Genomic DNA, 26,961 nt, shown 5'->3' with positions numbered 1-26,961 from the left:
TCGCAGAGGCCAAAAGGGGTACGCGGTGCCGAAGTTATATGGGTTGCCTTACTTGCACGGCGGCGAGAAATCAGGCGAAAATGTGCACTAGGTAACATTTTCTATGCTTCTCTGGGAAGGCAGGTCGCCGCATATGACTACCGGCACCCCTAAGATCGACCAATTATTTCCGCAGGATGGGCCGGAGGTAAAGACCGGCATCATCGACAGGGTGGCCTATGCCTCCGATGCCTCGCACTACCTCTACACCCCGAAGACCGTTATTGAAGCGCGCTCGGCAGAACACGTGGCCGCCATTTTCAAGGCAGGGCGGCACAAGGTATTCCGGTGACCTTGCGCTCGGGCGGTACCTCCCTGGCCGGTCAGGCCTCCGGCGAGGGCTACTTAGTGGATGTGCGCAAGCATTTCCGGGGCATTGAAGTCCTCGATGACGGCAAGCGGGTGCGCGTGCAGCCAGGGGCCACCGTGCGCCAGGTCAATGCGCGTTTGGGGCTGCGCAACCGCAAGCTCGGCCCAGACCCGGCCAGCGAAGCGGCCTGCACCATCGGCGGCGTGGTGGCGAATAATTCCTCCGGCATGGCCTGCGGCACCGAATTCAATACCTATAACACCTTGGAATCGCTGACCTTTGTCTTGCCTTCTGGCACGGTGATCAATACTGCGGACGCGGATGCGGACCGGCAATTCCAGGCACAAGAACCCGAGCTGGTGGATACGCTCATCCGCCTGCAGCGCCGCGTGCGCGATAACCAGGAATCAGTAGATATCATCCGCCGCCACTTCCAGCTGAAAAATACGATGGGCTACGGGCTTAATTCCTTCCTGGATTTTGATAGCCCCGTCAAGCTTTTTGAGCACCTGTTGGTGGGCTCCGAAGGAACACTCGCATTTATCGCGGAAGCGGTCTTTCGCACCGTGTCCATCTCTGCGCTCACGACGACCACCGTGGCGGTCTTTAATAATCTCTCCGCCGCTACGAAGGCATTGCCTTCCCTGGTGGAGACCGGTGCCGCCACCCTGGAGCTGATGGATTCTGCCTCCATTCGCGTGGGCCAAGGCTTTGATAAGGTCCCGCAGGCCATTACTGGTTTCGATGTGGATTCGCAGGCCGCGCTGCTCATCGAGTACCAATCCGATGACAAGGAAGAGCTGCGGGAAAAAGAGAACAAGGGCTCGTCCCTTTTGCGTGAATTGGACCTGCAATCGCCGGCGGAGTTTTCTGCCGATATTCCCACCCGCACCGCCGCGTGGAATTTCCGCAAGGGCCTGTATGCCCAGGTGGCAGAAGCAAGGCCCTCAGGAACCACGGCGCTCTTGGAAGACGTTGTGGTGCCGGTGGGCGATTTGGCCGATACCTGTTCCTCCTTGCAGGAGCTTTTTACCCGCTATTCTTACGACGATGCGGTCATTTTCGGCCACGCGAAAGATGGCAATATCCACTTCCTTCTAACGGATCGCTTCGAAGGCGATAGCGCCATTGGCCGCTACAACAACTTCAATGAAGAAATGGTGGATTTGGTGCTTTCGGCAGAGGGAAACCTCAAGGCTGAACACGGCACCGGCCGCGCCATGGCTCCGTATGTGCGCCGCCAGTACGGCGATGAGCTCTACGAGGTCATGCAGCAGCTCAAGCGTGCCTGCGATCCCGCAGGCACGATGAACCCGGGGGTGATTCTGGACGATGACCCCGATGCGCACATTACAAATATCAAGCTCAACCCCACGGTGGAAGAGGAAATCGACCCGTGCGTTGAGTGCGGCTATTGCGAGCCGGTCTGCCCGTCGAGGGATCTCACCTTGACCCCGCGCCAGCGCATCGTGGTGCGCCGTGCCCGCCAGCGGGCGCAGGAAAGTGGCGATACGCACTTGGTTGCAGAACTCGATGAGGCCTATGAGTACATGGGCATCGATACGTGCGCCGTGGATTCCATGTGTTTAACCGCCTGCCCGGTGGGCATTGATACCGGTAAATTCATCAAGAAGCTGCGCCACGAGAATGCTGGGGCCGCCGAGGAAAAGGTCTGGTCTACCGCCGCCAAGAATTGGCAGGTCACCAGCCGCGGTGCCGCAACGGCGCTTACCGGCGCGCACATGTTGCCGGCGCAGTTGGTCACGAAGGTCACCGACGTCGCCCGCTCGCTCATCGGCCCCGATACCGTGCCGGGATACCAGCCGGAGTTAGGAAAGGGCGGCAAGTCCCGCGAGCGCCTGGCCGGGCGCGTGGGCGATCGCTACGCTGCGACCGCGGGAATTTACCTTCCAGCCTGCGTAAACTCCATGTTCGCCCCACAAGGCGAGGGCATGGGTGCCACGGAGGCCTTCATTACCGTCTTGGAGAGGGCGGGGATCGCGCTGGAGGTTCCCAGGGGCATCGAAAAGCTCTGCTGCGGAACGCCGTGGTCCTCAAAGGGCATGCGCAACGGCCACGACATCATGGAACAGCGCGTGCGCGAGAGCATTATGGAGGCCACCGATAACGCCCGCCTGCCCGTGATCGTGGATGCGTCCAGTTGTACCGCGGGCTTTCAGGAAATGCTGGAATCCATCGGCATTACCGTCATCGATGCGCTGAGCTTTACCGCCGATACGCTGCTGCCGCGCCTCGAGACCACCCAGCCGGTCGATTCCATGACGATTCACCCGACCTGTTCGGCGTTCCAGCTCGGCATGATGGGCGATGTTGAAAAGGTCGCCCGGGCCGCAGCCACGGAGGTGCATATCCCTACCGCCTGGAATTGCTGTGGTTATGCCGGCGACCGCGGCATGCTCCACCCAGAGCTTACGGAGTCCGCCACCCGCGCCGAGGCCGCCCAGGTCACGGAGCTGGGCGCGCAGTATCACGCCTCGACCAACCGCACATGTGAGCTGGGCATGACCCGTGCCACCGGCGAGGATTACCACCATGTTCTTGAGATACTAGAGCGCGCTACCCGCTAACGGTCCGGCAGGGAAGGGGCGCGGCTGCTTGCCGATGCCCCTCTTCTCCCGCGTCCCCGGTCAGCTGCAGTGCGGGAGGGTTGCTCACCGAGGGCGCGAAAACTAGCGGTGTGCAGGCCAGTTTTCAGTAACTATAAACGGCCCGAATTAGTATGCGGCCATAAATAACAGGCCCTTGGTCCAACCCCCGGTTCGTGTTGACCAATGAGGTAGGATTCCTTTTTATGTGTGGAATTGTTGGATATGTTGGTCACGCTAGCGGTGACCGCGAATACTTCGCTCTGGATGTAGTCGTGGAAGGTCTGCACAGACTGGAATACCGCGGCTATGACTCCGCTGGTGTGGCGATGTACGCCGATGGGGAGATTAGCTGGCGGAAGAAGGCGGGCAAGGTTGCTGCCTTGGATGATGAGATCGCAGCCCGTCCGCTGAAGGATTCCGTGTTGGGAATCGGGCACACCCGTTGGGCCACCCACGGTGGTCCGACCGATCTCAATGCGCACCCGCACGTCGTTGACGGCGGCAAGCTGGCCGTGGTGCACAACGGCATCATCGAAAACTTCGCGGAGCTGCGCACCGAGCTGTTGAACAAGGGCTATAACTTCGTTTCTGAAACCGATACCGAAGTTGCCGCGGCCTTGCTTGGTGATGTTTTCCACAACGACGCCGCAGGGGATCTCACCAAGGCAATGCAGCTGACCGCCCAGCGCCTCGACGGTGCGTTTACCCTGCTGGCCATTCACGCTGACCAGCCGGATCGCATCGTTGCCGCCCGCCGCGATTCGCCCCTGGTCATCGGCTTGGGCGAGGGCGAGAACTTCTTGGGCTCTGACGTCTCGGGCTTTATTGACTACACCAAGTCCGCAGTGGAAATGGACAATGACCAGGTGGTCACCATCACTGCTGACGATGTCGTCATTACTGACTACGACGGCAACCCCACCGAGGGCAAGTCCTTTGAGATCAAATGGGATGCGGCCGCCGCTGAAAAGGGCGGTTTCGATTCCTTCATGGAAAAGGAAATCCACGATCAGCCCGCCGCCGTGCGCGATACCCTGTTGGGCCGCTTTGATGAGCAGGGCCAGCTGACCTTGGATGACTTGCGCATCGATGAATCGGTCTTAAAGTCCATCGATAAGATCATCGTGATCGCCTGCGGCACGGCGGCCTATGCCGGCCATGTGGCGCGGTACGCCATCGAGCACTGGTGCCGCATCCCCACCGAGGTCGAGCTCGCCCACGAGTTCCGCTACCGCGATCCGATCGTCAACGAGAAGACCTTGGTCGTGGCCTTGTCCCAGTCCGGCGAGACCATGGATACCCTGATGGCCGTGCGCCACGCCCGCCAGCAGGGAGCGAAGGTCATCGCCATCTGCAATACGCAGGGCTCGTCCATTCCGCGCGAATCCGATGCGGCGCTCTACACCCACGCGGGTCCCGAAATCGCGGTGGCCTCAACCAAGGCTTTCTTGGCGCAGATTACCGCGACCTACCTGCTGGGCCTGTACCTGGCACAGCTGCGCGGCAATATGTTCTCTGATGAAATTCAGGGGGTTCTTGCTGAGCTGCGCAATATGCCGGATAAGGTACAAAGCGTCATCGATGAAGAACAGCAGGTAGCCGGCCTGGCTAACTCCATGAAGGATGCGGAATCCGTGCTCTTTTTGGGCCGCCACGTGGGCTTCCCGGTTGCCCTTGAAGGTGCGCTGAAGCTCAAGGAGATCGCCTACCTGCACGCAGAGGGCTTTGCCGCAGGCGAGCTCAAGCACGGCCCGATCGCGCTGATTGAGGAGGGCCAGCCGGTCTTTGTCATCGTCCCCTCCCCGCGCGGGCGCGATTCGCTGCACTCCAAGGTGGTATCCAATATCCAGGAAATCCGCGCCCGCGGTGCCATCACCATCGTGATCGCAGAAGAAGGCGATACCGCGGTAGAGGATTACGCTAACCACGTCATCCGCGTGCCTAAGGCACCGACGTTGATGCAGCCGCTCCTTGCTACGGTGCCTCTGCAGATCTTTGCCGCGCACGTGGCAAAGTCCAAGGGCTATGACGTTGACCAGCCGCGCAACCTGGCCAAGTCCGTGACCGTGGAATAATCTTCCGGCGGTTCTGACCCCTTTCTCGTCCTTTTTGCACAGGTGGGAGAGGGGTCTTGTGCATATCTGCAGTAAATTCAGCGCGCGGGTGGAAAGTGGCACAATAGTGGCATGCTGAAAACCACAATTGACCTTGCTGCCATCGCGCATAATGTGCGGCTGATTAAGGAGAAGATCGGCCCGGACGTCAAGCTGATGTGCGTGGTGAAGGCGGATGCTTACGGGCACGGGGTAGAAAGGGTCGTGCCCGTGATGCTGGAAGCAGGGGCGGATTCCATTGGCGTCGCCACGCTGACAGAAGCAGTGCGGCTGCGGCGCATGGGGGTGGACTCACCCATCGCGGCATGGATCTGGCAGACGGATCAGGTGCTAGAAGAGGCCCTAGCCTCTGGCATCCAGATTGCGGTCAATTCCCCGGCGCAGGCGCGGAAGCTGGTGGAAGCGGAAATTCCCGCCGAGGTCTATATCAAGGTCGAAACCGGAATGCACCGCTCTGGGGTGGATAAGGCGGACTGGGATGAGGTCTTTGCACTGCTGCGGGATGCCCCGCATATCACCGTCCTAGGCCTCATGTCCCACTTTGCTTGCGCGGACGATCCGGATAACGCCCATAATGACGCCCAGGAAGAAGAGTTTCGGCGCGCCCTGGATGCGGCGCACGCGGCTGGGCTGGAGTGCCCGGTCAATCATTTGGCCAACTCACCAGCCACGCTCTCGCGCCCATCGGCGCACTTTGACCAGGTGCGCGTCGGTCTCGCGTGCTACGGGCTCGAGCCCATCGCTGGGCGGGACCATGGCCTGCGTCCGGCAATGACCTGGTCCGGAAATGTCTTCGGGCTCAAGCCCATCGAAAAGGGCGAAGCTACCAGCTACGGGCGCACGTGGAGCGCGGATAAGCCAGGTTTCCTGGCCACGGTGGATTGTGGCTATGCCGATGGCCTGCCGCGGGCGTACCAGGGCCACCTTCAGGTGGGCATCGGCGGGCGGCTCTATCCCCAGGTAGGCCGGGTGTGCATGGACCAAATTGTGGTGGATCTAGGAGAAAATCCACACGGCATTGCCTCCGGTGATGAGGCCACCATCTTTGGCCAGGGCGGCATGTCTGCCACCGAGCTTGCTGATGCCGTGGGCACCATCAACTATGAAGTGGTGTGCCGGCCCACCGGCCGCACCGAACGCGAATACATAGGAGGGGCCGATGCACAGTAATTTTCCGGAGTCTGGAACCCGCGATCTGGCAACGGTGGAACAAACCCACGCCTGCGGCAAGGAACTGGGCGCCGCGCTGGAAGCCGGCGATGTCGTCATCTTGGATGGCCCATTGGGTGCGGGCAAAACCACCTTCACCCAAGGCATAGCCCAGGGCATGCAGGTCAAGGGCCGGATTACCTCGCCCACGTTTGTTATTGCCCGCGTGCACCGCTCCCGGGTTGGGGGACCGGACTTGGTGCACGTGGATGCGTACCGCCTCTTGGATGGGGGCGGGGCCAATTCCGGCGATCCCTTGGGGGAGCTGGATGCCTTGGACTTGGACACCGAGCTTGCCGATGCCGTCGTCGTCGCCGAATGGGGCGGCGGCCTCATCGAACAGATTGCAGATAGATACCTCTTTATCAGCATCGACCGCGAACCGGCGGAGTTTGCCGGTGCCGATGAGGACGTGCGGCGCGTTAGCTGGTCGTGGCGCCACAATGATTAGGTAGGTCTCATTAATTTGAAGGTATAAGTGATGGATATCTTAGGACGTCAAGTTGCTTTAGGTATTTAAGGTGCGGGATCCTTAAAGGGTGTTAGATCTCCTAGCCTCTAGTCCTCTGCTCGCCCTTTTTGCCATCATGGCCATTGGTTTGGCCATCGGTAAAATCAAATTTTTTGGCATCTCTCTTGGCGCTGCGGCAGCGATGTTCGTGGCCCTCGGGCTTTCTACCGCCAACCCGGATATCCAGATTCCACCGCTGGTGTATCAATTCGGCTTGGCCATCTTTGTCTATGCCATTGGCCTGAACTTCGGGCCGTCGTTCGTCCGCGAATTTGCTACCCGTGGCTGGAAACTGACCGTCTTTATGCTCGGTATGTTGGTCCTGCTCGTGGGCGTGGGCTTTGGACTCATCCGCGTCTTTGGCCTCGATACCGATGTAGCCGCCGGTATGTTTGCCGGTTCGCTTTCGTCCACCCCAGGTATGGCGGCGGTGGTGGATATGCTGGGCAACTCCACCCCGGTCGTCGGCTATTCGCTGGCTTACCCGGGCGCGGTCATCGGTGCGATCCTAGTCGCCGCCATCGGCGCGAAGATCCTGAAGGTAGACCACGAGGCGGATGCCAAAGAAGAGGGGATGATTCCCGCCCCGCTGGTGGCTAAAGGCGTGCGGTTGACCAAAGACTTCCCGGATACGGCAGGGCACCTGTACCGCGTCACCGGGTACACCGTGGTGGCCACCCGCGAGATCTCCGATATGGAGCACCACCGCCTGGCGCACCCGGATATGCCCTTGCGCAAGGGCGAAGCATTCCTTATTAATGGCTCCGAGAAGGACGTCGCCGGCGCTATTGAGGTGCTCGGTGAGGAATATCCCGTCGAGCTCACCCCCGAGGCTGGCTTGCAGTATAAGCGCGTGACCGTGTCCAACCCCAAGGTTGCTGGCAAGCGCATCCGCGATATCGATGCGCTCGAGCACGGTTTTATCATCGCGCGTGTGCGCAAGGGCGATAGCGATGCGGTCCCGCACCCGGATATGGTGTTGAATTACTCCGACCGCGTGCGCGTGGTCTGTAGCTCGCACCACGTGCGCGAAGTGCGCAAGTACTTGGGCGATTCCGAATCGGCGCTTGGCAACGCTGACCTCTTATCCATGTCCATCGGTTTGACCTTGGGTATGTTGCTGGGCCTTATCCCCATCCCCATGCCGGGAGGATCGACCCTGCAGCTGGGCTTTGGCGGCGGCCCCGTCGTGGTCGGCCTATTCCTCGGCTACCTGAACCGCACCGGCCCCATCAATTGGCAGATGCCCTTCCATACCAGGGAAACACTTTCGAACCTGGGGCTGACGCTCTTCCTGGCGGGCGTGGGGACATCGGCAGGCGCATCGTTCCGCGATGCGCTGACGGATCCGTCCTCGCTGACCATCATCGGCGTTGGCTTTATCATTACCTTGGTATCGGCCATCCTCATCGGGGTCATCGGCATGCTGGTGCTGCGCTTGAAGTGGGACGAGGCCATGGGCTGTGCGGCCGGCATGACCACGAACCCTGCCGTGTTTGCTTATATCCGGGGCCAAACCGGTACGGAGCTTGCCGGGCGCGGCTGGGCAACGGTGTATCCAACCACCATCATTGGCAAGATTATCGCCGCTCAGGTGCTGCTATTGTTATTGCTTTAGCCCCGTATGTCCCGCGCTAATTATTCACCCACTGGGTAAGCCGCCTACACTGGCAGGCACTACCCAGTGGGTGAGTGCTTGTTGGCCGCCGAGTAGCCTCGGTAATAGAACTGACAATCACTTCACCATATGTACATATAGGACCCCCTTGACCCGAGGAGCGTTACTCACCCCATGACTAAATTTGCTCGCAACCTAACCACGACCATTATCGCGCTATTTATCATTGTGATGATGGTGCTCGTTGCAGGGGCTACCCTGCGTGATGAGGATTCCCTGGAGGGCAACCTCACCAACACCTTGCAGCATGCCCCGCGGAACCTTGAGGTAATGTCGCTCATTCCTTCTGATGTCTACGGCGCGGACTACAGCGCCATCGGCTTCATCTGCCCGGGCATGGCGGAAGACAAGGTCAAGGAAGCCGCCCCGAACCCTGATGACATCACCTTTGAGGACGGCGTCGTTCCTGAGGGCAAGAGCTACGTCATGGCGCTGGGCCACAGCGTCGATCCCTATGTAGAGGAACTGGATTCCTCCGAGGTTGAGGTCTGCGAAACGATCAATGCGCAGGTTAAGGCCATGGAGCAGCAGGGCCACGGCCTAGACGGCGGGGTTCCGCTGGTTCAGGGCTCCCAGCCGCTGGCCTTCCAGAGCGAAGACGGCGTGTGGAAGCTGGTCGGCTAATGCGCGTCCTGGCCATCGATACGGCGACGACCGCCCTGGTCACCGGGGTAGTCGACACCGAGTCTGGGCAGCTGACGCAGCGCGTTCTGGCCGATACGCGCGCGCATAATGAACGGCTCATGCCCACCATCCTCGAGGTGATGAGCGAGGCCGGCCTGGAGCTCGGCAACCTCGATGCCATCGTGGCGGGCGTGGGCCCTGGCCCCTTTACCGGCTTGCGCGTCGGCATGGCCACGGCGCAGGCGCTTGCCGATGCCCTCTCCATCCCCCTCCACGGCGTCTGCACCCACGATGCCATCGCGCACGCCGCGTTAGCGGGGGCCGAGGAAAAGGACGCGGCGCTGGTCGCCACCGATGCCCGCCGCAAGGAAATTTATTGGGCCACCTACCGCGCGGGGCAACGCCTGGCTGGCCCAGACGTATCGAAGCCGGGGGAGCTTTCTGTGCAGGATATCGCGCAGGTGGTAATCCCTGAGAAGCTGGCCGACCAGCTGCCGGAAGAACTCGCCGCGCTGCCACGCAGCGAGGCCGCACCCACCGCCGAGGGCCTGGTGGCCGTCGCGCGGCTTGACGCGGATCCGGCGCCGTTCGTGCCCAGGTACCTGCGTCGCCCCGATGCGGTCCCGCCCAAAAAGCAGCAGCTTTCTGCGGCCATTCCAGAGGTGCGCCTGTGAACCTCCGCGAGCTCACCCCCGCCGATGCCCCGCGCTGCGCCGAGCTGGAAAAGGTGCTATTTCCCGGTGAAACCCCGTGGACGGAATCGGTATTTGAGCAAGAAATGGCCCAGCCCTTCAACTTTTACCTCGGGGTGGAAGGCACCCTCGATCCCGCAGCCTCAGAAGGCGACGAGGAGCCGGTCCTCTTGGGCTATGCCGGCATCGGCATGATGGGTCCAGCCGCAGATCCAGAGTTTGAAATTCATACCATCGGCGTCGATCCTAAGGCCCAGCGCCGCGGCATCGCGCGCATGATGATGCACAATATTTGCTATATCGCGGACTTAAAAAGCGCGCCCATCTTTTTAGAGGTGCGGGTGGGAAACGATCCCGCCATCGAGCTATACCGTCGCTATGGCTTTAGTATCGAGGGAATCCGCCGCAATTATTACCAGCCCTCCGGCGCGGATGCGCACGTCATGGTGCGCGCCAGCCAGTCGCCACAAGCAAGCCAGCGCGAAGCAAAGGAGCAGTAATGAAGGTCATGGGCATCGAGTCCTCCTGCGATGAGACCGGGGTGGGCATCGTCGAGCTAGATCAGAACGGCCACATGGAGATTATCGCCAATGCCGTTGCTTCGTCGATGCAGCAGCACGCGCGCTTTGGCGGCGTCGTGCCAGAAATCGCCTCCCGCGCGCACCTGGAGGCCATGCCGCAGGTGATGCGGGCGGCGTTGGATGAGGCGGGCATCGATAAGCCCGATGCCATTGCCGCCACCGTGGGCCCGGGCCTGGCCGGCGCCCTGCTCGTCGGCGCTTCCGCTGCCAAGGCTTATGCCGCCGCGTGGGGCGTGCCCTTTTATGGCGTCAATCACCTCGGCGGCCACGTGGCCGTGGCCAACCTCGAGGGCGAGAGCCTGCCGCACTCGGTCGCGCTGCTGGTCTCCGGCGGGCATACCCAGCTGCTCGAGGTCGAGGCCGTGGGAAAGCCCATGCGCGAGTTGGGCTCCACGCTTGACGATGCCGCCGGTGAGGCCTACGACAAAGTCTCCCGCCTCCTAGGGCTGGGTTACCCGGGTGGGCCGGTCATCGATAAGCTGGCCGCCCGCGGAAAACCCACCATCGATTTCCCGCGCGGCATGTCGCGCGCCGAGGACCTGCGCGGCGAGCACCGGCATGATTTTTCCTTCTCGGGATTGAAGACCTCCGTTGCGCGCTATGTGGAGCGCGCCGAAAAGGCCGGCGAGACCATCTCCGTGGAGGATGTATGCGCCTCGTTCCAAGAGGCCGTGGCCGATGTGCTCACCGCCAAGGCCATTCGCGCCTGCGAGGATACCGGGGCGAAGGTGCTCCTGCTCGGTGGTGGCGTGGTGGCCAATTCCCGGCTGCGGGAGCTGGCCGCCGAGCGCTGCGGCGCCGCCGGGGTGGAGCTGCGCGTGCCGCGGTTTAACCTGTGTACCGATAACGGCGTGATGATTGCAGCCCTCGGCGCCCAGCTCATTCATGAGGGGGCTGCGCCGTCAAGCCTGGGTATTGGCACCGATACGCAACTGGATGTGGAAGAGCCGCAGTTAACCTAAAGTTCTTCTTCCTCGCACTGCGGGGTGGGGGAGTCGGCGGTAACGTTTAACGCGTTCACGCCCTCTCGGCTTTAAAGGAGCTTTCTCTCATGACCGTTGGTTTCCTCGTCAACCCCGATCTCACCCGCCGGAAAATCGAGTTCGAATTAGAACACGCCAACCAGTTCTTGGGCGGCACCACCGAGGATCGCGTCTCCGTCGTCTTTCAAGATGACGGCACGACCTACGCCGCGCTGTATAACCCAGAAGCCAAGCAGGAAGGCGCCGAGCCCAACCCGGTTGCATCCCTGGCGCGCAATGCCGCGGACACGGGAAACTCCGCCTTTTTGCAGGATCCCATCCGTGCTATTAGCGGCCCGGTCATCTTCGTGGATGCAGAGGGCGAGGAGGACTCCATCGATGAGGTCATCGCTTCCGTCGAGCACGGCATCCGCGCGGTGCAAAACTACCGCGAGGATTTTCCTGACGAGTACACGCTCTGGCGCGCGGCGGTCATCAACTCCACGAAGAGCGCATAAGCACCCATCCTTTAGCGTTCGGTGTGGCGCAGCCACATCAGCACGGCCTTGACGCGGCGATTGGCGTCTTCTGGCCGAAACCCGAGCTTGAGAAAAACATTGGAGACGTGCTTGCTTACCGCCCCAGCGGTTAAGACCAGCTTGCCTTCGATTTCTTGATTGCTCAAGCCCTGCGCCATAAGCCCCAATACCTCGCGCTCGCGGGCGGTTAATTGGCTCAGCCCCGTGCGCCGCGCGGAGAGCAGGGCGGTGACCACCTCTGGGTCAACGACGGTGCCGCCGCCTGCCACTTCCTCAAGGGTGTACACGAATTCGTCCACATCGGATACGCGCTCCTTGAGCAGGTAGCCGAATCCGCCGTGTTCTAAAAGCCGGTCCAAGTAGCTTGCCGCCACGTATTGGCTGAGCACCACCACCGGCTGCGACGGATCTGCTGCACGCACATCGTGCACCGCGCGCAGCCCATCATCGCTCATGGTGGGCGGCATGCGGACATCGCTAATGATCAGATCGAAGTCATCGCTGGCCGCGCGGGCGCGCAATTCTTCCGCATCGTTGACGGCGGTCACGCTGTGGTCCAGTGCCGTTAAAAGCTGTTCCAGCCCGGCGCGCAAGAGGGCAGAATCCTCTGCCAATAAGAGTTTCATCGGGCCTCCTTTAGCGGTAGTGACATGGTTAAAGTTGCTCCTTGTCCCTCATTGTGCGCGGGGGAGAAGTCGACGCTGCCGCCGAGCGCCGCGGCCCGCTCGCGCAGCCCGGCCAGGCCAGTGCCCCCAGTCGTTCCCGCGGGCTTCCTGGTGTCCGCGCCGGCAGTCGCGTCGGCGGTGGTATCAGCACCGACACGGGAATGCGCGGTGCTAGACGCGCTAGGGCCTCCTCCTGTAGAGACGCCGCCGGCGCCGTTATCGCGGACACTCAGGCGAAGATCGTCGCCAAAAGAGATGGACACGGTGGCGGCGGTGGCCGCGCCGTGGGTGGAGGCGTTGGTCAGTGCCTCTGCTACCGCGTGGTAGGCCAGCAGCGCCGTCGTTTCCCCAACCGATCGTTCCGCGCCTTCGACGTGCAGGTCCGCGTCGAGCCCGCTGTGGGCCAAGAGCTCATCGAGGGCAGGGATGAGGCCGTCATCGAAAAGCACCTGTGGCGCAATGCCGCGCACGGTAGCGCGCAGGGCGGATAGGGCTTGGGTGGCGTTATGTTCGGCATCGGCAAGCGCCTGCTGAGCCTCGGGCGGGGACTGGAGTTTCGCCGCGGCCAGGTTGAGCTTGAGCGCGGTGAGGTACTGCTGCGGGCCATCGTGAAGCTCGCGCTCGATGCGGCGGCGCTCGCCCGAAAAGGCATCAATAAGCGTGGCGCGCGAGGCCGCCAACTCCTGTGCGGAGGGGCTCAGGGCGAGCCGGGTTAAAGAAATGGAGGCCTTGACCAGCAGGCGGTTGAGCACCACCAGTAAGCTGAGGAGCACGGCGGCCGCGAGCCAACACACGACAAAAATCAGTGGGCGATTATCAGTGGACCACTCGCCGACGCTGAATTCGGCCTGCGGAATAAACGGCGCGATGACCAGGACGCCCGCGACAAAACCGACAAAGACCCAGTTAGCAAAGCAGGACGCGCAAATAAGAAGTTGCAGTAAAAGGTGATAAAACTGCTGCCAATCAAACCAACGATTGGCACGCCGTGGGGGAATATCAACGCCCATCCACCTCGCACCACAGCGGCCGATAAACTCCGCGGCGCGGGCTACCAGCGGAATCCACGGCAGCATGAGCACCGAAATCACCAGTCCCGGAAGGGCAAGGATTCCGAGGACGAGGCTCCACCCGTTGGCCTTGACAGTTCGCATATCCGTTCAGCCTAGCCGCCGCGCCGGGGTGGTGGCAGTAGAGCTAGCCCCACCATTTTTCGGGCAGCCTTCCCCATCGCGCGTGCGAGGGCAAGCCGGTGGTATGGGAGGCATGTTAAAAGCACAGAATCTGAGCAAGCGCTACGGGAGCCATACCGCTCTCGCCGAGGTGGACCTAAGCATCGAGCCGGGGGAATTTGTCGCGATTATGGGGACATCCGGCAGCGGCAAGACCACGCTGTTGAACCTGCTATCCGGGCTGGATAAGCCCAGCTCCGGCACGGTCAACGCGCCGGGCCGCACGGAGCGCGCCTTCGTATTCCAAGACTATAACCTGCTGGAATCGCTCAACGCCCGCAAAAATGCCACGTTGACCGCGCACTTTTCCGGCCGGCGCTGTACTCGGGACGCGGTGCAGAAAACCTTCGCGTCTTTGGGGCTTGACGGGCTGGAGCGCCGCCTGCCCGCGCAGCTGTCCGGCGGTCAGCAGCAGCGCGTCGCCGTCGCCCGGGCCTTGCTGGCCGGTGCGCCGTATATCTTTGCCGATGAGCCTACGGGCGCGCTTGACGATGCCACCGCCCAGCTCGTCCTCACCCATCTGCGCACCGCCGCACGGGACGGGGCTGCGGTGGTCATGGTGACCCACTCGCACCTTGCCGCGGAGGCCGCCGATCGCATCATTGAGCTCCAGGAGGCCAACCATGCTGGTGTGGCTTAAGGACTTACAAAGCAATTGGCTCTCATGGCTCGCCGTGGCGCTAACCATGGTGGTCTCATCGGCCGCGTGTGCGCTGGCGGTATCGATGCTGGTGGCCACCTCAGACGCGGACGAAGATCCCACTGGGCCGCTCGGCGGCACCGTGCTGGGCATGGCGGTCTGCGCGGTCGTGTTGATCACGCTGTCGCAGATGCGGCTGATCATTGAGGAACGCGAACCCGTGTACCGCTCGTGGCGCATGATCGGCATGCCCGGGTGGATGATCAATAGCTTCATCGTGGGGCAGGTGAGTGCCGTGAGCGCTATTGCGGCATTCATCGGGACCTTCCCGGCGCGGCTATTGGTCGACCCCATGGCCGCGGCCTTTCGCAGCGACGGCATTCCCATGCCGGAGTTGGCCATTACGCCGCTGGTCATCCGCATCGCCGTGTCTGTCTGCGTGGCATCGGCTGTCTGCGGTGCCCTCATACCGCTGCGCCGGGTCTTTCGCCCGCGAGTGGAACCGCGCCCGGTGTGGGTAGTGCTGCGCTGCCTTGTCGCCGTTGGTTTGGTAGGCGGTGCCGTCTACGGCTGCCTGCAAATAGAGGATCCTGGTGATAGCCTCGCCGCGTGCATGGGGCTGGTCATCCTGGTGGCACTCATGACGCCGTGGCTGATGCCCGCCCTGGACCAATGGACGCGCCTGTGCGGCATCGCCGGGGCCAATGTGCGGGTGCGCCGCCGCTTTTCCGTGCCCCATATCGTGCCGTGGGTGCTGCTCGGCGGCCTGATTGTTGCGGTGGGCTCTGGGGTGATGATGCTCAAAGATACGGACAGCCTCGACACCTTGTCATCGGGGCGAGTCTTCGCGGCATTCCTCGGACCAGTGGTGGCCCCGAGCATCGTTGGTGCGGTGCTGACCTCACTTATTATGCGCTCGCGCATCGCCAGCGATGTGCGCGGCCTGCGATTGGCCGGCGCCTCACCGGCGGCGTGGGCGCGGGTGCAGGTGGGCGAGGCCTTCTGCCTGACTATTACTGCCGCGGCCATAGTCATCACCTTGAGCGCGACGGTGGTCGTGCTGCTCAATCACCTGCTGCATCCCGATTCTTATTCCGGGATGGGCGCGCTGTGGGAAGGGCTTGCCGGGGTGTGGTGGGGGCCGTTCGGCCTTATTTTTGGCGCCATGTTTCTTGCGCTGTGCGCGGTCAAGCTCATTCTCGCGGGATTCCTGCGCTCAACCGCCCAGATCCGCATAAACTGATGGATGAATCGCCGATATTCTGATGGGTAGAACGCGCTCAAACTGATGGGTGAAACTCTGATATTCTGATGGGTGAAACGCACTCAAACTGATGGATGGGTTTAAAATGACTGGTCAAGAAGGCTATGTTTATCTTTCGCGAGTAGAGGATTCGCGGCTTCATGGAGCCCTGCAGCGATCCGGTGGAGTGTTGATAGAAGGCCCAAAGGGCTGTGGGAAATCCGCGACCGCTCGGCAAATTGCGGGCAGTCTTGTCCAGGTGGATACGGATTTAAACCTCGACATGCAGCTCAGCACCGTCCCGGATTTGGCGTTGGAGGGGGATACGCCGCGAGTTTTTGATGAGTGGCAAGAAAAACCGCAGTTGTGGAACTTGGTGCGGCATGAGATTGACCGCCGGCAAGCGCCTGGGCAGTTCATTCTTACTGGGTCGACTGCGCCAATGGAGGAACAATCCAGGCACTCGGGTGCGGGGCGTATCGCCAGGCTGCGGATGAAGACCTTCAGTTTTTATGAGTCGGGGCATTCTAATGGCGCAGTATCATTAGCCGAATTGGTAGCTCAGGAATCCCCGCAGTCGAATGGGGAAACGGTCGTGGATGTTGCAGGGATTATCAAGCGCATGGCGCACGGAGGCTGGCCCGCAAACCGGAATTATTCCGTTGAGGCGGCGCAGGAGAATCTGCGCAGTTATATCGATACTGTGGCTCACGTGGATATTAATGCCGCCGATGGTGTGCGAAGGGATCCGGTAAAAGTAACGACACTTATTCGTTCGCTTGCCCGTGGGGTAGCCACAGAACAGTCCATTTCTTCTATTGCTACCGATATTGGTGCGCAAAGGGCTACGGTCAGCGAGTACCTTGCTGCGTTGCAGCGCATCTTCATCGTGGAAGAACAATTGGCATGGTCCTCCCATCTTCGCTCGCGGGCTAGCCTGCGAACGGCACCGAAGAGGCATCTGGCGGATCCGGCGTTGGCCGCTGCTGCCGTGGACGCGTCCCCGGACAAGTTGCTGCGCAACCTTGCCTTTGCCGGGCAGCTTTTTGAATCCCAAGTAGTCCATGACTTAGCGGTGTTAAGTGGAAAGCGCATTTTTCATGCCCGTGACGCATCTGGGCTGGAAGTAGATGCGGTATTTGAGCTGGCGGGCAGGACCGTTTTCGTAGAAATTAAATTGGGGCAAAGCCAAGAGATCATTGAGAAGGCGGCAAGCAATTTGCAGGCCTTTGCAGAACGCTTTGATTGGGAGGTCCCGCCCGTCTTGATGATCGTGACGGGAGGAAACCTGAGCTTTCGGCATCCGAGCGGAGTACACGTGGTGTCCCTGACGCACTTGGCACCGTAGCGCGGCTCGGCAACGGGGGTCGCGTCGTTGTTGAGGGTTAGCAGTCACGAGGGTAGAGTGCTAATCAGGTTGTTTGACCCACAGTTGTTCACCCGCGACGACGGCTGTGCTGGACATCCACAACCGGCACGCGCGCGCCATTAAGGTGCGCAAACGAACAATACGGAGGAAACATCATGGCAACTATTAAGCCGCTTGAGGACCGCGTCCTCGTACAGATCGTAGAAGCAGAATCCACCACCGCATCCGGCCTGGTTATCCCGGATTCGGCAAAGGAAAAGCCGCAGGAAGCAACCGTTATCGCCGTCGGCCCGGGCCGCTGGGAAGACGACGATGACCGCATCCCCATGGACGTTAAGGAAGGCGACACCGTTGTCTTCTCTCGCTACGGCGGCACCGAGCTGAAGTACGACGGTGAAGAGTACTTGCTGCTGAGTCAGCGCGACATCCTCGCCATCATCGAGAAGTAGGAACTACTTATGGCAAAGCTTATTGCATTCGACCAAGAAGCCCGCGAGGGAATTCAGCGCGGCGTCGATACGCTGGCTGATGCCGTCAAGGTCACCCTCGGCCCGCGCGGCCGCAACGTCGTATTGTCCAAGGCCTTCGGTGGCCCGACCGTTACCAATGACGGCGTGACTATCGCCCGCGATATCGACGTCGAGGAGCCCTTCGAGAACCTCGGCGCGCAGCTGGTGAAGTCCGTTGCGGTCAAGACCAACGACATCGCCGGCGACGGCACCACCACCGCGACCTTGCTGGCCCAGGCGCTCATCTTTGAGGGCCTGCGCAACGTTGCCGCCGGCGCTAACCCGATTGAGCTCAACCGCGGCATCTCCGCAGCGGCGGAAAAGGCCGTCGAGGAGCTCAAGGCACGCGCCACCCCAGTCAACTCCGCCTCCGAAATCGCGCAGGTAGCCACCGTGTCCTCCCGCGATCCGGAGGTCGGTGAGATGGTTGCCGGCGCCATGGAAAAGGTGGGCAAGGACGGCGTCGTCACCGTCGAGGAGTCCCAGACCATGGACTCCACCGTGGATGTCACCGAAGGTATTTCCTTTGACAAGGGCTACCTTTCCCCGTACTTCGCTACGGAGGAAGAGACCAACCACGCCGTGCTTGACGATGCCGCCATTTTGCTCGTCCGTAACAAGATTTCTTCCCTGCCGGATTTCTTGCCGCTGCTGGAAAAGATCGCGGAAACCAACCGCCCGACCCTCATCATCGCGGAAGACGTCGAGGGCGAGCCGCTGCAGGCGCTCGTGGTTAACTCCATCCGCAAGGTCCTGAAGGTCGCCGCCGTGAAGGCACCGTACTTTGGCGAGCGCCGCAAGGGCTTCATGGATGACTTGGCCGTAGTTACCGGCGCCACCGTGGTGGACCCTGAGGTGGGCGTCAACCTGAACGAGGTCGGCCTCGAGGTGCTGGGTTCCGCGCGCCGCGTGACCATCACCAAGGAAGACACCGTGCTTGTCGATGGCGGCGGCAGCGCCGCAGCCCTCGATGAACGCCGTGAACAGATCCGCGGCGAAATCGCCCGTACCGATTCCACCTGGGATAAGGAGAAGCTCGAGGAGCGCTTGGCCAAGCTCTCCGGCGGCGTCGCCGTTATCCGCGTCGGTGCCGCAACCGAGACCGAGGTCAACGAGCGCAAGCTGCGCGTCGAGGACGCCATCAACGCCGCCCGTGCGGCCGTAGAAGAAGGCGTCATCGCCGGCGGCGGTTCCGTGCTGGTGCAGATCTCTAAGGAACTCGAGTCCTTTGCCCAGGACTTCGAGGGCGAGGCTAAGGTCGGCGTGCTCGCCGTTGCCCGTGCTCTGACCCGCCCGGCATTCTGGATCGCAGAAAACGCAGGCCTCGATGGTTCTGTCATCGTCTCCCGCGTATCTGAGATGGCCAACGGTGAAGGCTTTAACGCCAACTCCCTGGAGTACGGCAACCTCATCGATAACGGCATCATCGATCCCGTCAAGGTCACCCACTCCGCAGTGGTCAATGCCACCTCCGTTGCCCGCATGGTTCTTACCACCGAGGCATCCGTCGTGGAAAAGCCGCAGGAAGAAGACAACGCTGAGGCCGGTCACGGCCATCACCACCACTAATTCCTGCGCTATAGCCCAGAGCCCGCCGCACCTTCTCCCGCCAAGTCAGGGGAGGGCACGGCGGGGCTTTTGGTTTAGACTTGAAGCTCGTGGAGAGCATTATTATTATCGGCGCGCGGGAAAATAACCTGCGCGATGTTTCGGTGGAGATTCCCAAGCGCAAGCTAACCATTTTTACCGGCGTTTCCGGCTCCGGTAAGTCTTCGCTCGTCTTTGATACAGTCGCCGCGGAATCGCAGCGCTTAGTCAATGAGACTTATCCCGGCTTTGTCCAAGGCTTCATGCCCTCGCTGGCCCGGCCGGACGTGGATAGCTTGGCGCACCTTACCGCCGCCATCGTGGTGGGGCAGGAGCCCATGGCAGCCTCGTCACGTTCTACCTTTGGTACCGCTACCGATATCACCGGCCTTTTGCGCGTGCTGTTCTCGCGCGCCGCATCCCCGCGCGCCGGCGGCCCCGCGGCATATTCTTTCAATGTTCCCTCCGCCTCAGGCCAGGGCGCCATTGAGGTCAACGGCACCAAGGAGGTCCGCCGCTTCGAGCGCACCGGCGGCATGTGCCCGAAGTGCGAGGGCACGGGGCAGGTATCCGATATCGACTTGTCTTGCTTGGTGGATGAGGAGCTTTCGCTTGCCGATGGCGCCATTATCTACCCCGGCATGAAGCCCGGCTCCTGGATGTGGCGCGGCTACGCCGAATCTGGCCTGTATCCCGATGATATTCCGGTGCGCGAGTTCAGCGAAGAGCAAAAGCACAACCTGTATTTCGCCGAGACCAAGACCAAGGTCGGCGGCGTCAATATGAGTTACATGGGCCTTGCCACGCGCTTGCGCACCAACGTATTGAGCAAGCCGGTCGAAAGCCTGCAAAAACACATGCGCGCCTTCGTCGAGCAGGCCGTAGACTTCGTTGATTGCCCTGAGTGTTCCGGCACGCGGCTGGCGCGCCATGCCCGCGAGTCCTATATCGCCGGCGCGTCCATCGCGGATGTCTGTGAGATGGAGCTTACGGATCTGCACGGCTGACCCAGCTCGATCTGCCCGGTGCGCAGCCGCTGGTAGATGCCATTTCTGCCGCCGTTGATACCGCCATCGAGCTGGGCCTTGGCTATCTCACCTTATCGCGCGCTACCGGGACGCTGTCCGGAGGTGAATCCCAACGCACCCGCATGGTGCGCCACATGGGCTCGCCGCTTAGCGATGTCACCTATGTCTTCGACGAGCCCACCGCCGGCCTGCACCCGCACGATTGCGAGCGCATCAATAACCTGCTGCTTCGCCTGCGCGATAAAGGAAATACCATCCTGGTAGTCGAGCACAACCCGTCCACCGTTGCCATCGCGGATCGCGTCGTGGATCTCGGGCCCGGCGCCGGCGCCGAAGGCGGCACCATCGTCTTCGAAGGAACGCCTGCGCAGCTGCGGCGCAGCGGTACCGTAACTGTGCAGTACCTTGCCGATCCCGCCACGCTGAAAGAATCGGTGCGCGAGTCCACCAAGGCTCTTGCCATCCGCGGCGCGCGGCGCAATAACCTCCAAGGAATCGATGTCGATATTCCGGAGGGAGTACTCACGGTCATTGCCGGGGTGGCCGGTTCCGGCAAGTCATCGCTGGCCGCGTGCCTGCCAGGGGTAGCAGGAGACAGGCTCTTGCACATCGGGCAAGGTGTCATTAAGGGATCGCGCCGGTCCAATGCCGCGACTTATACCGGCGCCCTCGACCCCATCCGCAAGGCCTTTGCCAAGGCCAATGGCGTAAAACCCGGACTCTTCTCCGCTAATTCCGAAGGCGCGTGCCCAAAATGCAATGGCGCGGGCGTGGTGTACGTGGAACTCGGGGTCATGGACGGCGTGGACGTTCCCTGCGAGATCTGCCAGGGCCGGCGCTTTTCCGCCGACGTGCTGGAGTACCGCCTGGGCGAGCTCAATATCGCCGATGTCCTCGAGCTTTCCGCCTCCCGCGCCGCCGACTATTTGCGCAGCGTCAAGGTGCCCGCCGCCGCCAAGATTTGTGACACGCTCGTTTCTGCCGGCGTGGGTTATTTAAGCCTTGGCCAGCCACTATCAACGCTGTCTGGTGGCGAGCGCCAGCGCCTTAAATTGGCCGCGCACCTTGCCGATAAAAAGTCGACCGCAGACGTCATCGTGCTAGACGAGCCAACCACGGGCCTGCACCCCGCCGATACCGAACGCACGCTGCAGTTGCTGGATCAGCTTGCCGATGCCGGCAATACCGTCATCTGCATCGACCACAACCTCGCCGTGCTCGCGCACGCCGATCAGGTCATCGAGCTCGGCCCTGGTGCCGGCTCTGCCGGTGGCCGCCTTGTCTTCAGCGGCACGCCCAAGGACTTAGCGGGCTCAAAGGAGTCCCTCACGGGGCGTTATTTGCAGCAGGCGCTTGCTACGCAGGGCTAATCCGGAACCCCGCACTCCCGCCCGCCGCGAGCGCGGTGTGTGGGTTTTACGCGCTAACTTAAATTTTGGATTAGGCGTTGACCGTCGCGCGGCGGCGCTTGCGCAGCACCACGACGCGCTCGGATTCGCTCATGCCGCCCCATACGCCATATGGTTCTGCCGATCGCAGGGCGTGTTCGCGGCAGAGCTCGATAACTGGGCAGGAATTGCAAATGGCCTTGGCACGATTTTCGCGCTGGGCGCGGGCGCGGCCACGCTCTCCGTCTGGATGGTAAAACACGTCCGAGTTTTCACCGCGGCACGCACCTTGCAACTGCCAATCCCATACATCTGCAGTAGGTCCGAGAGGAGACTTGGACTGAGACACGTTACTTACGCTCCTTTAACAGGACGAGAATTCTTACTCTGGCGGCTGGTGGAGAGTCATCCGCGAACCGCAACGATTTGTAGTGTGTCGCGTCTTGGTAAACAGAGGGTTACTAGTATTTGACTTCCAAGTATTGCCTCCATTTATGTGACTCGTTAACACCCTTTTACCTGCAATAATGGCTAAGGTTAACGAATTATGAATTTTCCTCTTTCTATGATGCAGATGGCATAAAGCCTGGTGTAGAGCCAAGAAAACCGCCGACACAGGCTCAATTGCGGTGCTTTTCCTACTGGGGCATCGCCAAGCAAAAGCGTTGCCCGGTTGTCGGGTTGCAAGCTTGCTGATGTGTAGCGTCGTTGTCCCTTTGCGCTCAATACCCCAGAGGAAATATGGTTGAATATCGATTTAAAAGTCTGCAGAGGGTGCACTCGTGAGCGATAAGGATAAAGAGCTAGCGGATCTCGTTCCGCTGGCCGCTGGTGGAAGCCGCCGCGCACTGCAATCTATCCTGCAAATTATTCATCCGCAGGTGCTGCGCTATTGTCGTGCGCGCATCGGTGGCGGGCGCCAGCCCACCGCGGAGGACGTGACCCAAGAAATCTGCCTCGCCGTCGCCACATCTATCGAATCCTATGAAGATAAGGGCCGACCCTTCATGGCCTATGTCTACGGCATCGCTTTTAATAAGGTCACCGATGCCCACCGCGCCATGGGCCGCGATCGCTCCACGCCCGCCGAGGAGCTTCCAGAAAGCACCGCAAACGAGGCGACTCCCGAGGAATGGGCGCTAGAAAATGATGGTAGTAACAGAATGCGCGCCTTGCTCGATACCTTAAGTGACAAGGCAAAAAACATCGTTATTTTGCGCGTGTTCGTTGGGCTTTCGGCAGAAGAAACCGCCGATATCGTGGGGTCCACCCCGGGTGCGGTTCGCGTCGCACAGCACCGAGCTCTCGCACAATTGCGAAAGGCCCTTGGGCAACAATTAGCCACCGAGGGCTAAAGCCACAACCCCCGCTCTAGAGACACGCGTAAACCTTAAGAAAGGAAGGAGGGACAGAAACCATCATGGCCTCCAAGCATTCTAAAAAGAATAACGATGACCTGACGGAGCAGCTCCAGCCCTTGGTGGATGATGATGCATTCCTCACCGAGCTGTCGCAGGGCAAAGATCCCTCCAACGGCAGCGATGAGCTCGCCGGGCTGCTGTTGGGGCTGAAGGGGGACATCGATAAGCAGATGCCGCCAGCCCCTCGCGTGGACGGGGCAGAGGAAGAATCGGAAGTCATCAGCCTCGATAAGGCGCGGTCTCGCCGACGTAATCGCCCCGTGATGCATGGACTTATCGGCGCGGCCGCCGCCACAGTCATCCTCGCCGGTGCGGGCGGGGTCATGGTTAATTCTGGCGTATTTGATAGGCCGGATGAGACCCGCAATGTGGAGTTGGCCGGCACCTTAGATGAGATGGAATCCCGCGCGGCAGAGGGAGATTTCGAAGGTGCGCGCGAGCTTATGAAAGAAGCCCGTTCCAAGCTCGAAGAGGCTGAAGACAAAGAAGAAAATGCCATCGCCGCCAAGGAGGAAGCCGAAAAGAAGCGTCCTGCCCGCCCGAAGACGAAAACCGTGACGGAAACCGCCACCGAGACCGCGCCGGGCCAAAAGCCGCAGGACAAGCCTGAACCAGCGCCACAAACCGTTACGAAAACGCAGTACGAGACCTCAACCGTGGTGGTAACGGAGCAGGCGCCAGCGAATCCGCAGCCGGAGACGCGCGAGCCCGAAGAAGCACCCACCACAACCATTCAGTTGGGGGCGGGCGCCGAGTAGCGAGGGCAGTGCTACAACCCTAGCGGCCCTCGAGGCCGTCCAAGTAGCCCAGCGCGTAGTCCCACGGCACGTAGCGGCGCGGGTCGGGTTCTGCTCCAGGCTCGTGCACTGGGGCGAGCTCGCCTGCCAGCGTGGCGCGCATATTGGCGGCCATAATATCCCACTCGTAGAAGTGGTTTTCCTGGCAGTCTTCACACAAGAAGAAGATGCCATCGATCCCGCGCGGGCCGAGCACACTTGCGAATTTCTCTACCAGGGCGAGATCGTGGATGAGGGCGACGCGGTCTTCATCGGAAAGCGGCATGACCTGCTCGTCCTCCTCCAGGAAGGAGGCGGGGTCATTCGGATCGTCTGCAAAAGGATCGCGGGGCATATTGGCGAAGAAGTTCACGCCTGCGAGCCTATTGAACTTGCCCGCTTAAGGCAATTAACCCCTAGCCTGAATGGTGTCATTGGCCGGGCACGCACTACAGTTGGGGTAGCCGCTGAACCTGTTTAAGGAGATACCTCGATGAGCGATTACCCTATTCACACTGGTGGAGATGACCCGAACAAGGTAGCCCTGCGCGGCTTGACCTTTGATGACGTGCTTCTTTTGCCCGCCGAGTCCAATATCGTGCCCTCCGAGGTCGATACCGGCGCGCAATTTACCCGCAATATTCGCCTGGGCGTGCCGCTGGCATCCGCGGCGATGGATACCGTGACCGAGGCCCGCATGGCCATCGCCATGGCGCGCCAGGGCGGCATTGGCGTGCTGCACCGCAACCTGTCTGCGGAAGCGCAGGCCGAGCAGGTAGAAATCGTCAAGCGCTCCGAGTCCGGCATGGTCACGGACCCGGTCACCGCCCGCCCCGAGATGACTATTGGCGAGATCGACGCCCTGTGCGCCCGCTTCCGCATTTCCGGCCTGCCGGTCGTGGATAAGGACGGCACCTTGCTGGGCATTTGCACCAATCGCGATATGCGTTTCGAGCCGGACTTTGATCGCAAGGTCAGCGATGTCATGACCGCGATGCCGCTCGTCGTCGCGCGCGAGGGCGTGTCCAAGGAGGAGGCCTTGGAGCTACTGTCGGCCAATAAGGTAGAAAAGCTGCCGATCGTTGATGCCAATAACAAGCTCATTGGCCTTATTACCGTCAAGGACTTCGTCAAATCCGAGCAGTACCCCAACGCCTCCAAGGATGCTTCCGGCCGCTTGCTGGTTGCCGCGGGCATTGGTACCGGCGAGGAGTCCTATCAGCGCGCCGCCGCGCTTGTCGATGCCGGCGTTGACGCCCTCGTCGTCGACTCCGCCCACGCCCACAACAACCGCGTGCTCGAGATGGTCTCCCGCGTGAAGAAGGACTTTGGCGACAAGGTCGATGTCATCGGCGGCAACCTCGCCACCCGCGAGGCCGCCCAGGCGATGATCGACGCCGGCGCGGATGCCATCAAGGTTGGCATCGGCCCTGGCTCCATCTGCACCACCCGCGTCGTCGCTGGCGTCGGCGCGCCGCAGATCACCGCGCTGATGGAAGCCGCAGCCGTCGCCGCCCCCGCGGGCGTGCCGGTCATCGGCGATGGCGGCATGCAGTACTCCGGTGACATCGCCAAGGCGCTGGCCGCCGGTGCCGATACCGTCATGCTGGGCTCTATGTTCGCCGGCACCACCGAGGCGCCCGGTGACATCGTGGTGTACCAGGGCAAGCAGTACAAGCGCTACCGCGGCATGGGCTCCATGGGCGCCATGCAGGGTCGCGGGCTTTCCGGCGAAAAGCGCTCCTACTCCAAGGACCGCTACTTCCAGGCCGACGTACGCAGCGAGGACAAGCTGGTGCCAGAAGGCGTGGAGGGGCGCGTGCCCTTCCGCGGCGAGATCGATGCCATCGTGCACCAAATCATCGGCGGCCTGCGCGCGGCCATGGGCTACACCGGCTCGGCCACCCTAGATGAGCTCAAGACCAAGCGATTTGTCCAGATCACCGCCGCGGGCCTGAAGGAATCCCACCCGCACCACCTGCAGCAAATCGCCGAAGCCCCGAACTACCGCTAGGACAAACATGCGTGAATACGCCGAAATCGGCATCGGCCGCGAGGCCCGCCGCACCTTTGATTTAGACCAGGTCTCCATCGTTCCCCAGCGCCGCACGCGCTCGTCCAAGGACGTGGACACCACTTGGAATATCGATGCCTATACCTTCGATACCCCCTTCGTTTCGCACCCCACCGATGCACTCGCCACGCCCGAGTTCGTCATCGAGATGGGCAAGCAGGGCGGGCTCGGCGTCATCAACGCCGAAGGACTGTGGGGCCGCCACGAGGACCTTGAGGGTGCCTTGGCGCGCATCTATTCCCAGCCGGGCGATAATTCCACCATTCAGGAATTGCACGCCGCCCCGCTTGACGATGCCCTCCTTGCCTCCCGCATTGCCCAAGTGCGCGAGTCCGGTGTGACCGTCGCCGTGCGCGTTTCGCCCCAAAACGCCCGCGAGATGGCGCCCAAGGCTATCGCCGCTGGGGCCGAGCTACTGTTCATCCAGGGCACGCTGCTGTCCGCGGAGCACGTCGCCACCGGCGGCGAGCCTCTTAACCTGAAGGAATTCATCGGCTCGCTCGAAGTGCCCGTCATCGCCGGTGGCGTGGCCGACTACACCACGGCGCTGCACCTGATGCGCACCGGGGCGGCTGGCGTCATCGTGGGTGCGGGCGTGACGACCAACGCGGAAACCGTCGGCATCGATACCGCTATGGCCACCGCCATTGCCGATGCCGCCGCGGCCCGCCGCGATTACCTCGACGAGACCGAAGGCCGCTACGTGCACATCATTGCGGATGCGGAATTCGATAACTCCGGGACCATCGCCAAGGCCTTCGCCTGCGGTGCCGATAGCGTCGCGCTCGGCCCCCTTCTTGCCCAGGCCCGAGAGGCAGGCGGTAGGGGATGGTACTGGCCGGCTACCGCAGGCCATCCGCGGTTCCCGCGCGGATACGCGCAGTTCGCCGGCGTCGATACCGACCTCGATGTGGATTTTCTTGCCGCAGGCGACGCCGCACCCGCGGCTGCGCCGAGCCTGGAAACCGTGCTGCACGGCCCATCCAGCGAACCATTCGGCCGCACCAACCTCGTGGGTGCGCTGCGGCGTGCCCTCGCAAAGTGTGGGTACACCGACCTGAAGTCGTTCCAGAAGGTCGAGCTCGCGGTTCGCTATTAAGTAGCGCGCTGCGTGCGGCGCGCCTCGCATCGTGCGGGCCCGCGCCGCGCTGCTGCTCCCCC

Annotated in this window: 22 protein-coding genes and 2 pseudogenes; 20 read left to right on the top strand and 4 right to left on the bottom strand. The window is 61.6% G+C overall.

Annotated elements, in window-relative coordinates; genetic code table 11:
• Nucleotides 1–133: 133 nt before the first annotated feature.
• The 10 genes and pseudogenes from ABRP86_RS03070 (at nt 134) to ABRP86_RS03025 (ending at nt 11,847) form a co-directional block, all read left to right on the top strand.
• Nucleotides 134–2,937, top strand: a pseudogene (locus tag ABRP86_RS03070) (FAD-binding and (Fe-S)-binding domain-containing protein).
• Between the two features lie 224 nt (nt 2,938–3,161).
• Nucleotides 3,162–5,033 carry a glutamine--fructose-6-phosphate transaminase (isomerizing) gene (glmS, locus tag ABRP86_RS03065; protein WP_005277153.1) on the top strand — a complete coding sequence of 624 codons (1,872 nt, stop codon included), beginning with the start codon at nt 3,162–3,164 and terminating at the stop codon, nt 5,031–5,033.
• Between the two features lie 111 nt (nt 5,034–5,144).
• Nucleotides 5,145–6,242 (top strand): alanine racemase, encoded by a 1,098-nt coding sequence (alr, locus tag ABRP86_RS03060; RefSeq protein ID WP_239269065.1) that lies wholly within the window; start codon nt 5,145–5,147, stop codon nt 6,240–6,242.
• Nucleotides 6,232–6,732, top strand: a complete 501-nt coding sequence (gene tsaE / locus ABRP86_RS03055) for a tRNA (adenosine(37)-N6)-threonylcarbamoyltransferase complex ATPase subunit type 1 TsaE (RefSeq protein WP_349862408.1) — start codon at nt 6,232–6,234, stop codon at nt 6,730–6,732. The genes alr and tsaE overlap by 11 nt, the downstream gene beginning before the upstream one ends.
• Before the next feature lie 88 nt (nt 6,733–6,820).
• A complete protein-coding gene (locus tag ABRP86_RS03050; protein ID WP_349862406.1) occupies nt 6,821–8,410 on the top strand; it encodes an aspartate:alanine exchanger family transporter in 1,590 nt (529 codons plus the stop codon).
• 174 nt (nt 8,411–8,584) lie between these two features.
• Entirely contained in the window at nt 8,585–9,094 is a 510-nt protein-coding gene (locus ABRP86_RS03045; protein WP_239269059.1) for a hypothetical protein, read from the top strand.
• Entirely contained in the window at nt 9,094–9,768 is a 675-nt protein-coding gene (tsaB, locus tag ABRP86_RS03040; protein ID WP_239269057.1) for a tRNA (adenosine(37)-N6)-threonylcarbamoyltransferase complex dimerization subunit type 1 TsaB, read from the top strand. The genes ABRP86_RS03045 and tsaB overlap by 1 nt, the downstream gene beginning before the upstream one ends.
• Nucleotides 9,765–10,286, top strand: a complete 522-nt coding sequence (gene rimI / locus ABRP86_RS03035; RefSeq protein WP_239269055.1) for a ribosomal protein S18-alanine N-acetyltransferase — start codon at nt 9,765–9,767, stop codon at nt 10,284–10,286. Before tsaB ends, rimI begins: the two co-directional genes overlap by 4 nt.
• Nucleotides 10,286–11,329: a tRNA (adenosine(37)-N6)-threonylcarbamoyltransferase complex transferase subunit TsaD gene (gene tsaD / locus ABRP86_RS03030; RefSeq protein WP_349862404.1), complete on the top strand. Its 1,044-nt coding sequence runs from the start codon at nt 10,286–10,288 to the stop codon at nt 11,327–11,329. Before rimI ends, tsaD begins: the two co-directional genes overlap by 1 nt.
• A gap of 89 nt (nt 11,330–11,418) precedes the next feature.
• On the top strand, nt 11,419–11,847 hold the full coding sequence (locus ABRP86_RS03025; protein ID WP_349862403.1) for a hypothetical protein: 429 nt from the start codon (nt 11,419–11,421) through the stop codon (nt 11,845–11,847).
• An 11-nt stretch (nt 11,848–11,858) separates the two neighbouring features.
• Here the strand turns inward: ABRP86_RS03025 and ABRP86_RS03020 are convergent, their stop codons facing one another.
• Both ABRP86_RS03020 and ABRP86_RS03015 read right to left on the bottom strand, forming a co-directional pair.
• On the bottom strand, nt 11,859–12,494 hold the full coding sequence (locus ABRP86_RS03020; protein WP_349862401.1) for a response regulator: 636 nt from the start codon (nt 12,492–12,494) through the stop codon (nt 11,859–11,861).
• On the bottom strand, nt 12,491–13,687 hold the full coding sequence (locus ABRP86_RS03015; RefSeq protein WP_349862400.1) for a sensor histidine kinase: 1,197 nt from the start codon (nt 13,685–13,687) through the stop codon (nt 12,491–12,493). The genes ABRP86_RS03020 and ABRP86_RS03015 overlap by 4 nt, the downstream gene beginning before the upstream one ends.
• Before the next feature lie 112 nt (nt 13,688–13,799).
• Between ABRP86_RS03015 and ABRP86_RS03010 the strand changes: the two genes are divergently transcribed.
• The 6 genes and pseudogenes from ABRP86_RS03010 to ABRP86_RS02985 all read left to right on the top strand — a co-directional run bounded on the left by ABRP86_RS03010 (nt 13,800) and on the right by ABRP86_RS02985 (nt 21,511).
• The gene (locus tag ABRP86_RS03010; protein WP_349862398.1) at nt 13,800–14,405 is read left to right on the top strand and encodes an ABC transporter ATP-binding protein; all 606 of its coding nucleotides are present in this window, start codon (nt 13,800–13,802) and stop codon (nt 14,403–14,405) included.
• Entirely contained in the window at nt 14,389–15,648 is a 1,260-nt protein-coding gene (locus ABRP86_RS03005; protein WP_349862396.1) for an FtsX-like permease family protein, read from the top strand. The genes ABRP86_RS03010 and ABRP86_RS03005 overlap by 17 nt, the downstream gene beginning before the upstream one ends.
• A 91-nt stretch (nt 15,649–15,739) precedes the next feature.
• Entirely contained in the window at nt 15,740–16,996 is a 1,257-nt protein-coding gene (locus tag ABRP86_RS03000; protein ID WP_349862394.1) for an ATP-binding protein, read from the top strand.
• Nucleotides 16,997–17,172: 176 nt separating this feature from the next.
• On the top strand, nt 17,173–17,466 hold the full coding sequence (gene groES / locus ABRP86_RS02995) for a co-chaperone GroES (protein WP_005277188.1): 294 nt from the start codon (nt 17,173–17,175) through the stop codon (nt 17,464–17,466).
• Between the two features lie 9 nt (nt 17,467–17,475).
• Nucleotides 17,476–19,095 carry a chaperonin GroEL gene (gene groL / locus ABRP86_RS02990; protein WP_349852230.1) on the top strand — a complete coding sequence of 540 codons (1,620 nt, stop codon included), beginning with the start codon at nt 17,476–17,478 and terminating at the stop codon, nt 19,093–19,095.
• A gap of 89 nt (nt 19,096–19,184) precedes the next feature.
• Nucleotides 19,185–21,511, top strand: a pseudogene (locus ABRP86_RS02985) (AAA family ATPase).
• Nucleotides 21,512–21,581: 70 nt separating this feature from the next.
• Here ABRP86_RS02985 and ABRP86_RS02980 read toward each other — a convergent pair.
• Nucleotides 21,582–21,878 carry a WhiB family transcriptional regulator gene (locus ABRP86_RS02980; protein WP_349852226.1) on the bottom strand — a complete coding sequence of 99 codons (297 nt, stop codon included), beginning with the start codon at nt 21,876–21,878 and terminating at the stop codon, nt 21,582–21,584.
• A gap of 433 nt (nt 21,879–22,311) precedes the next feature.
• Between ABRP86_RS02980 and ABRP86_RS02975 the strand changes: the two genes are divergently transcribed.
• Together ABRP86_RS02975 and ABRP86_RS02970 are read left to right on the top strand one after the other, a co-directional pair.
• Nucleotides 22,312–22,884 (top strand): sigma-70 family RNA polymerase sigma factor, encoded by a 573-nt coding sequence (locus ABRP86_RS02975; RefSeq protein ID WP_239269037.1) that lies wholly within the window; start codon nt 22,312–22,314, stop codon nt 22,882–22,884.
• Nucleotides 22,885–22,949: 65 nt separating this feature from the next.
• Nucleotides 22,950–23,708 carry a hypothetical protein gene (locus tag ABRP86_RS02970; protein ID WP_349852224.1) on the top strand — a complete coding sequence of 253 codons (759 nt, stop codon included), beginning with the start codon at nt 22,950–22,952 and terminating at the stop codon, nt 23,706–23,708.
• Nucleotides 23,709–23,727: 19 nt separating this feature from the next.
• Here the strand turns inward: ABRP86_RS02970 and ABRP86_RS02965 are convergent, their stop codons facing one another.
• On the bottom strand, nt 23,728–24,099 hold the full coding sequence (locus ABRP86_RS02965; RefSeq protein WP_349852222.1) for a DUF5319 domain-containing protein: 372 nt from the start codon (nt 24,097–24,099) through the stop codon (nt 23,728–23,730).
• 120 nt (nt 24,100–24,219) lie between these two features.
• Here ABRP86_RS02965 and guaB point away from each other — a divergent pair, with 120 nt between their 5' ends.
• Together guaB and ABRP86_RS02955 are read left to right on the top strand one after the other, a co-directional pair.
• On the top strand, nt 24,220–25,740 hold the full coding sequence (guaB, locus tag ABRP86_RS02960; RefSeq protein ID WP_349862392.1) for an IMP dehydrogenase: 1,521 nt from the start codon (nt 24,220–24,222) through the stop codon (nt 25,738–25,740).
• A 7-nt stretch (nt 25,741–25,747) separates the two neighbouring features.
• Nucleotides 25,748–26,899, top strand: a complete 1,152-nt coding sequence (locus ABRP86_RS02955; RefSeq protein ID WP_349862390.1) for a GuaB3 family IMP dehydrogenase-related protein — start codon at nt 25,748–25,750, stop codon at nt 26,897–26,899.
• The last annotated feature ends 62 nt before the right edge of the window (nt 26,900–26,961 follow it).

The organism is Corynebacterium sp. KPL3927 (genome assembly GCF_040225835.1).
GTDB lineage: Bacteria > Actinomycetota > Actinomycetes > Mycobacteriales > Mycobacteriaceae > Corynebacterium.
Note: the sequence above shows the minus strand (reverse complement) of the source record. Positions and strands in the feature narration are given on the sequence as shown.

Coding starts and splice junctions, on each gene's coding strand:
- ABRP86_RS03015 (WP_349862400.1), bottom strand. CDS start 13,687: ATGCGAACTGTCAAGGCCAACGGGTGGAGCCTCGTCCTCGGAATCCTT.
- tsaE (WP_349862408.1), top strand. CDS start 6,232: ATGCACAGTAATTTTCCGGAGTCTGGAACCCGCGATCTGGCAACGGTG.
- ABRP86_RS03020 (WP_349862401.1), bottom strand. CDS start 12,494: ATGAAACTCTTATTGGCAGAGGATTCTGCCCTCTTGCGCGCCGGGCTG.
- ABRP86_RS03000 (WP_349862394.1), top strand. CDS start 15,740: ATGGATGGGTTTAAAATGACTGGTCAAGAAGGCTATGTTTATCTTTCG.
- groL (WP_349852230.1), top strand. CDS start 17,476: ATGGCAAAGCTTATTGCATTCGACCAAGAAGCCCGCGAGGGAATTCAG.
- tsaD (WP_349862404.1), top strand. CDS start 10,286: ATGAAGGTCATGGGCATCGAGTCCTCCTGCGATGAGACCGGGGTGGGC.
- guaB (WP_349862392.1), top strand. CDS start 24,220: ATGAGCGATTACCCTATTCACACTGGTGGAGATGACCCGAACAAGGTA.
- ABRP86_RS03005 (WP_349862396.1), top strand. CDS start 14,389: ATGCTGGTGTGGCTTAAGGACTTACAAAGCAATTGGCTCTCATGGCTC.
- ABRP86_RS02955 (WP_349862390.1), top strand. CDS start 25,748: ATGCGTGAATACGCCGAAATCGGCATCGGCCGCGAGGCCCGCCGCACC.
- ABRP86_RS03010 (WP_349862398.1), top strand. CDS start 13,800: ATGTTAAAAGCACAGAATCTGAGCAAGCGCTACGGGAGCCATACCGCT.
- groES (WP_005277188.1), top strand. CDS start 17,173: ATGGCAACTATTAAGCCGCTTGAGGACCGCGTCCTCGTACAGATCGTA.
- ABRP86_RS03025 (WP_349862403.1), top strand. CDS start 11,419: ATGACCGTTGGTTTCCTCGTCAACCCCGATCTCACCCGCCGGAAAATC.
- ABRP86_RS02970 (WP_349852224.1), top strand. CDS start 22,950: ATGGCCTCCAAGCATTCTAAAAAGAATAACGATGACCTGACGGAGCAG.
- ABRP86_RS03045 (WP_239269059.1), top strand. CDS start 8,585: ATGACTAAATTTGCTCGCAACCTAACCACGACCATTATCGCGCTATTT.
- alr (WP_239269065.1), top strand. CDS start 5,145: ATGCTGAAAACCACAATTGACCTTGCTGCCATCGCGCATAATGTGCGG.
- tsaB (WP_239269057.1), top strand. CDS start 9,094: ATGCGCGTCCTGGCCATCGATACGGCGACGACCGCCCTGGTCACCGGG.
- glmS (WP_005277153.1), top strand. CDS start 3,162: ATGTGTGGAATTGTTGGATATGTTGGTCACGCTAGCGGTGACCGCGAA.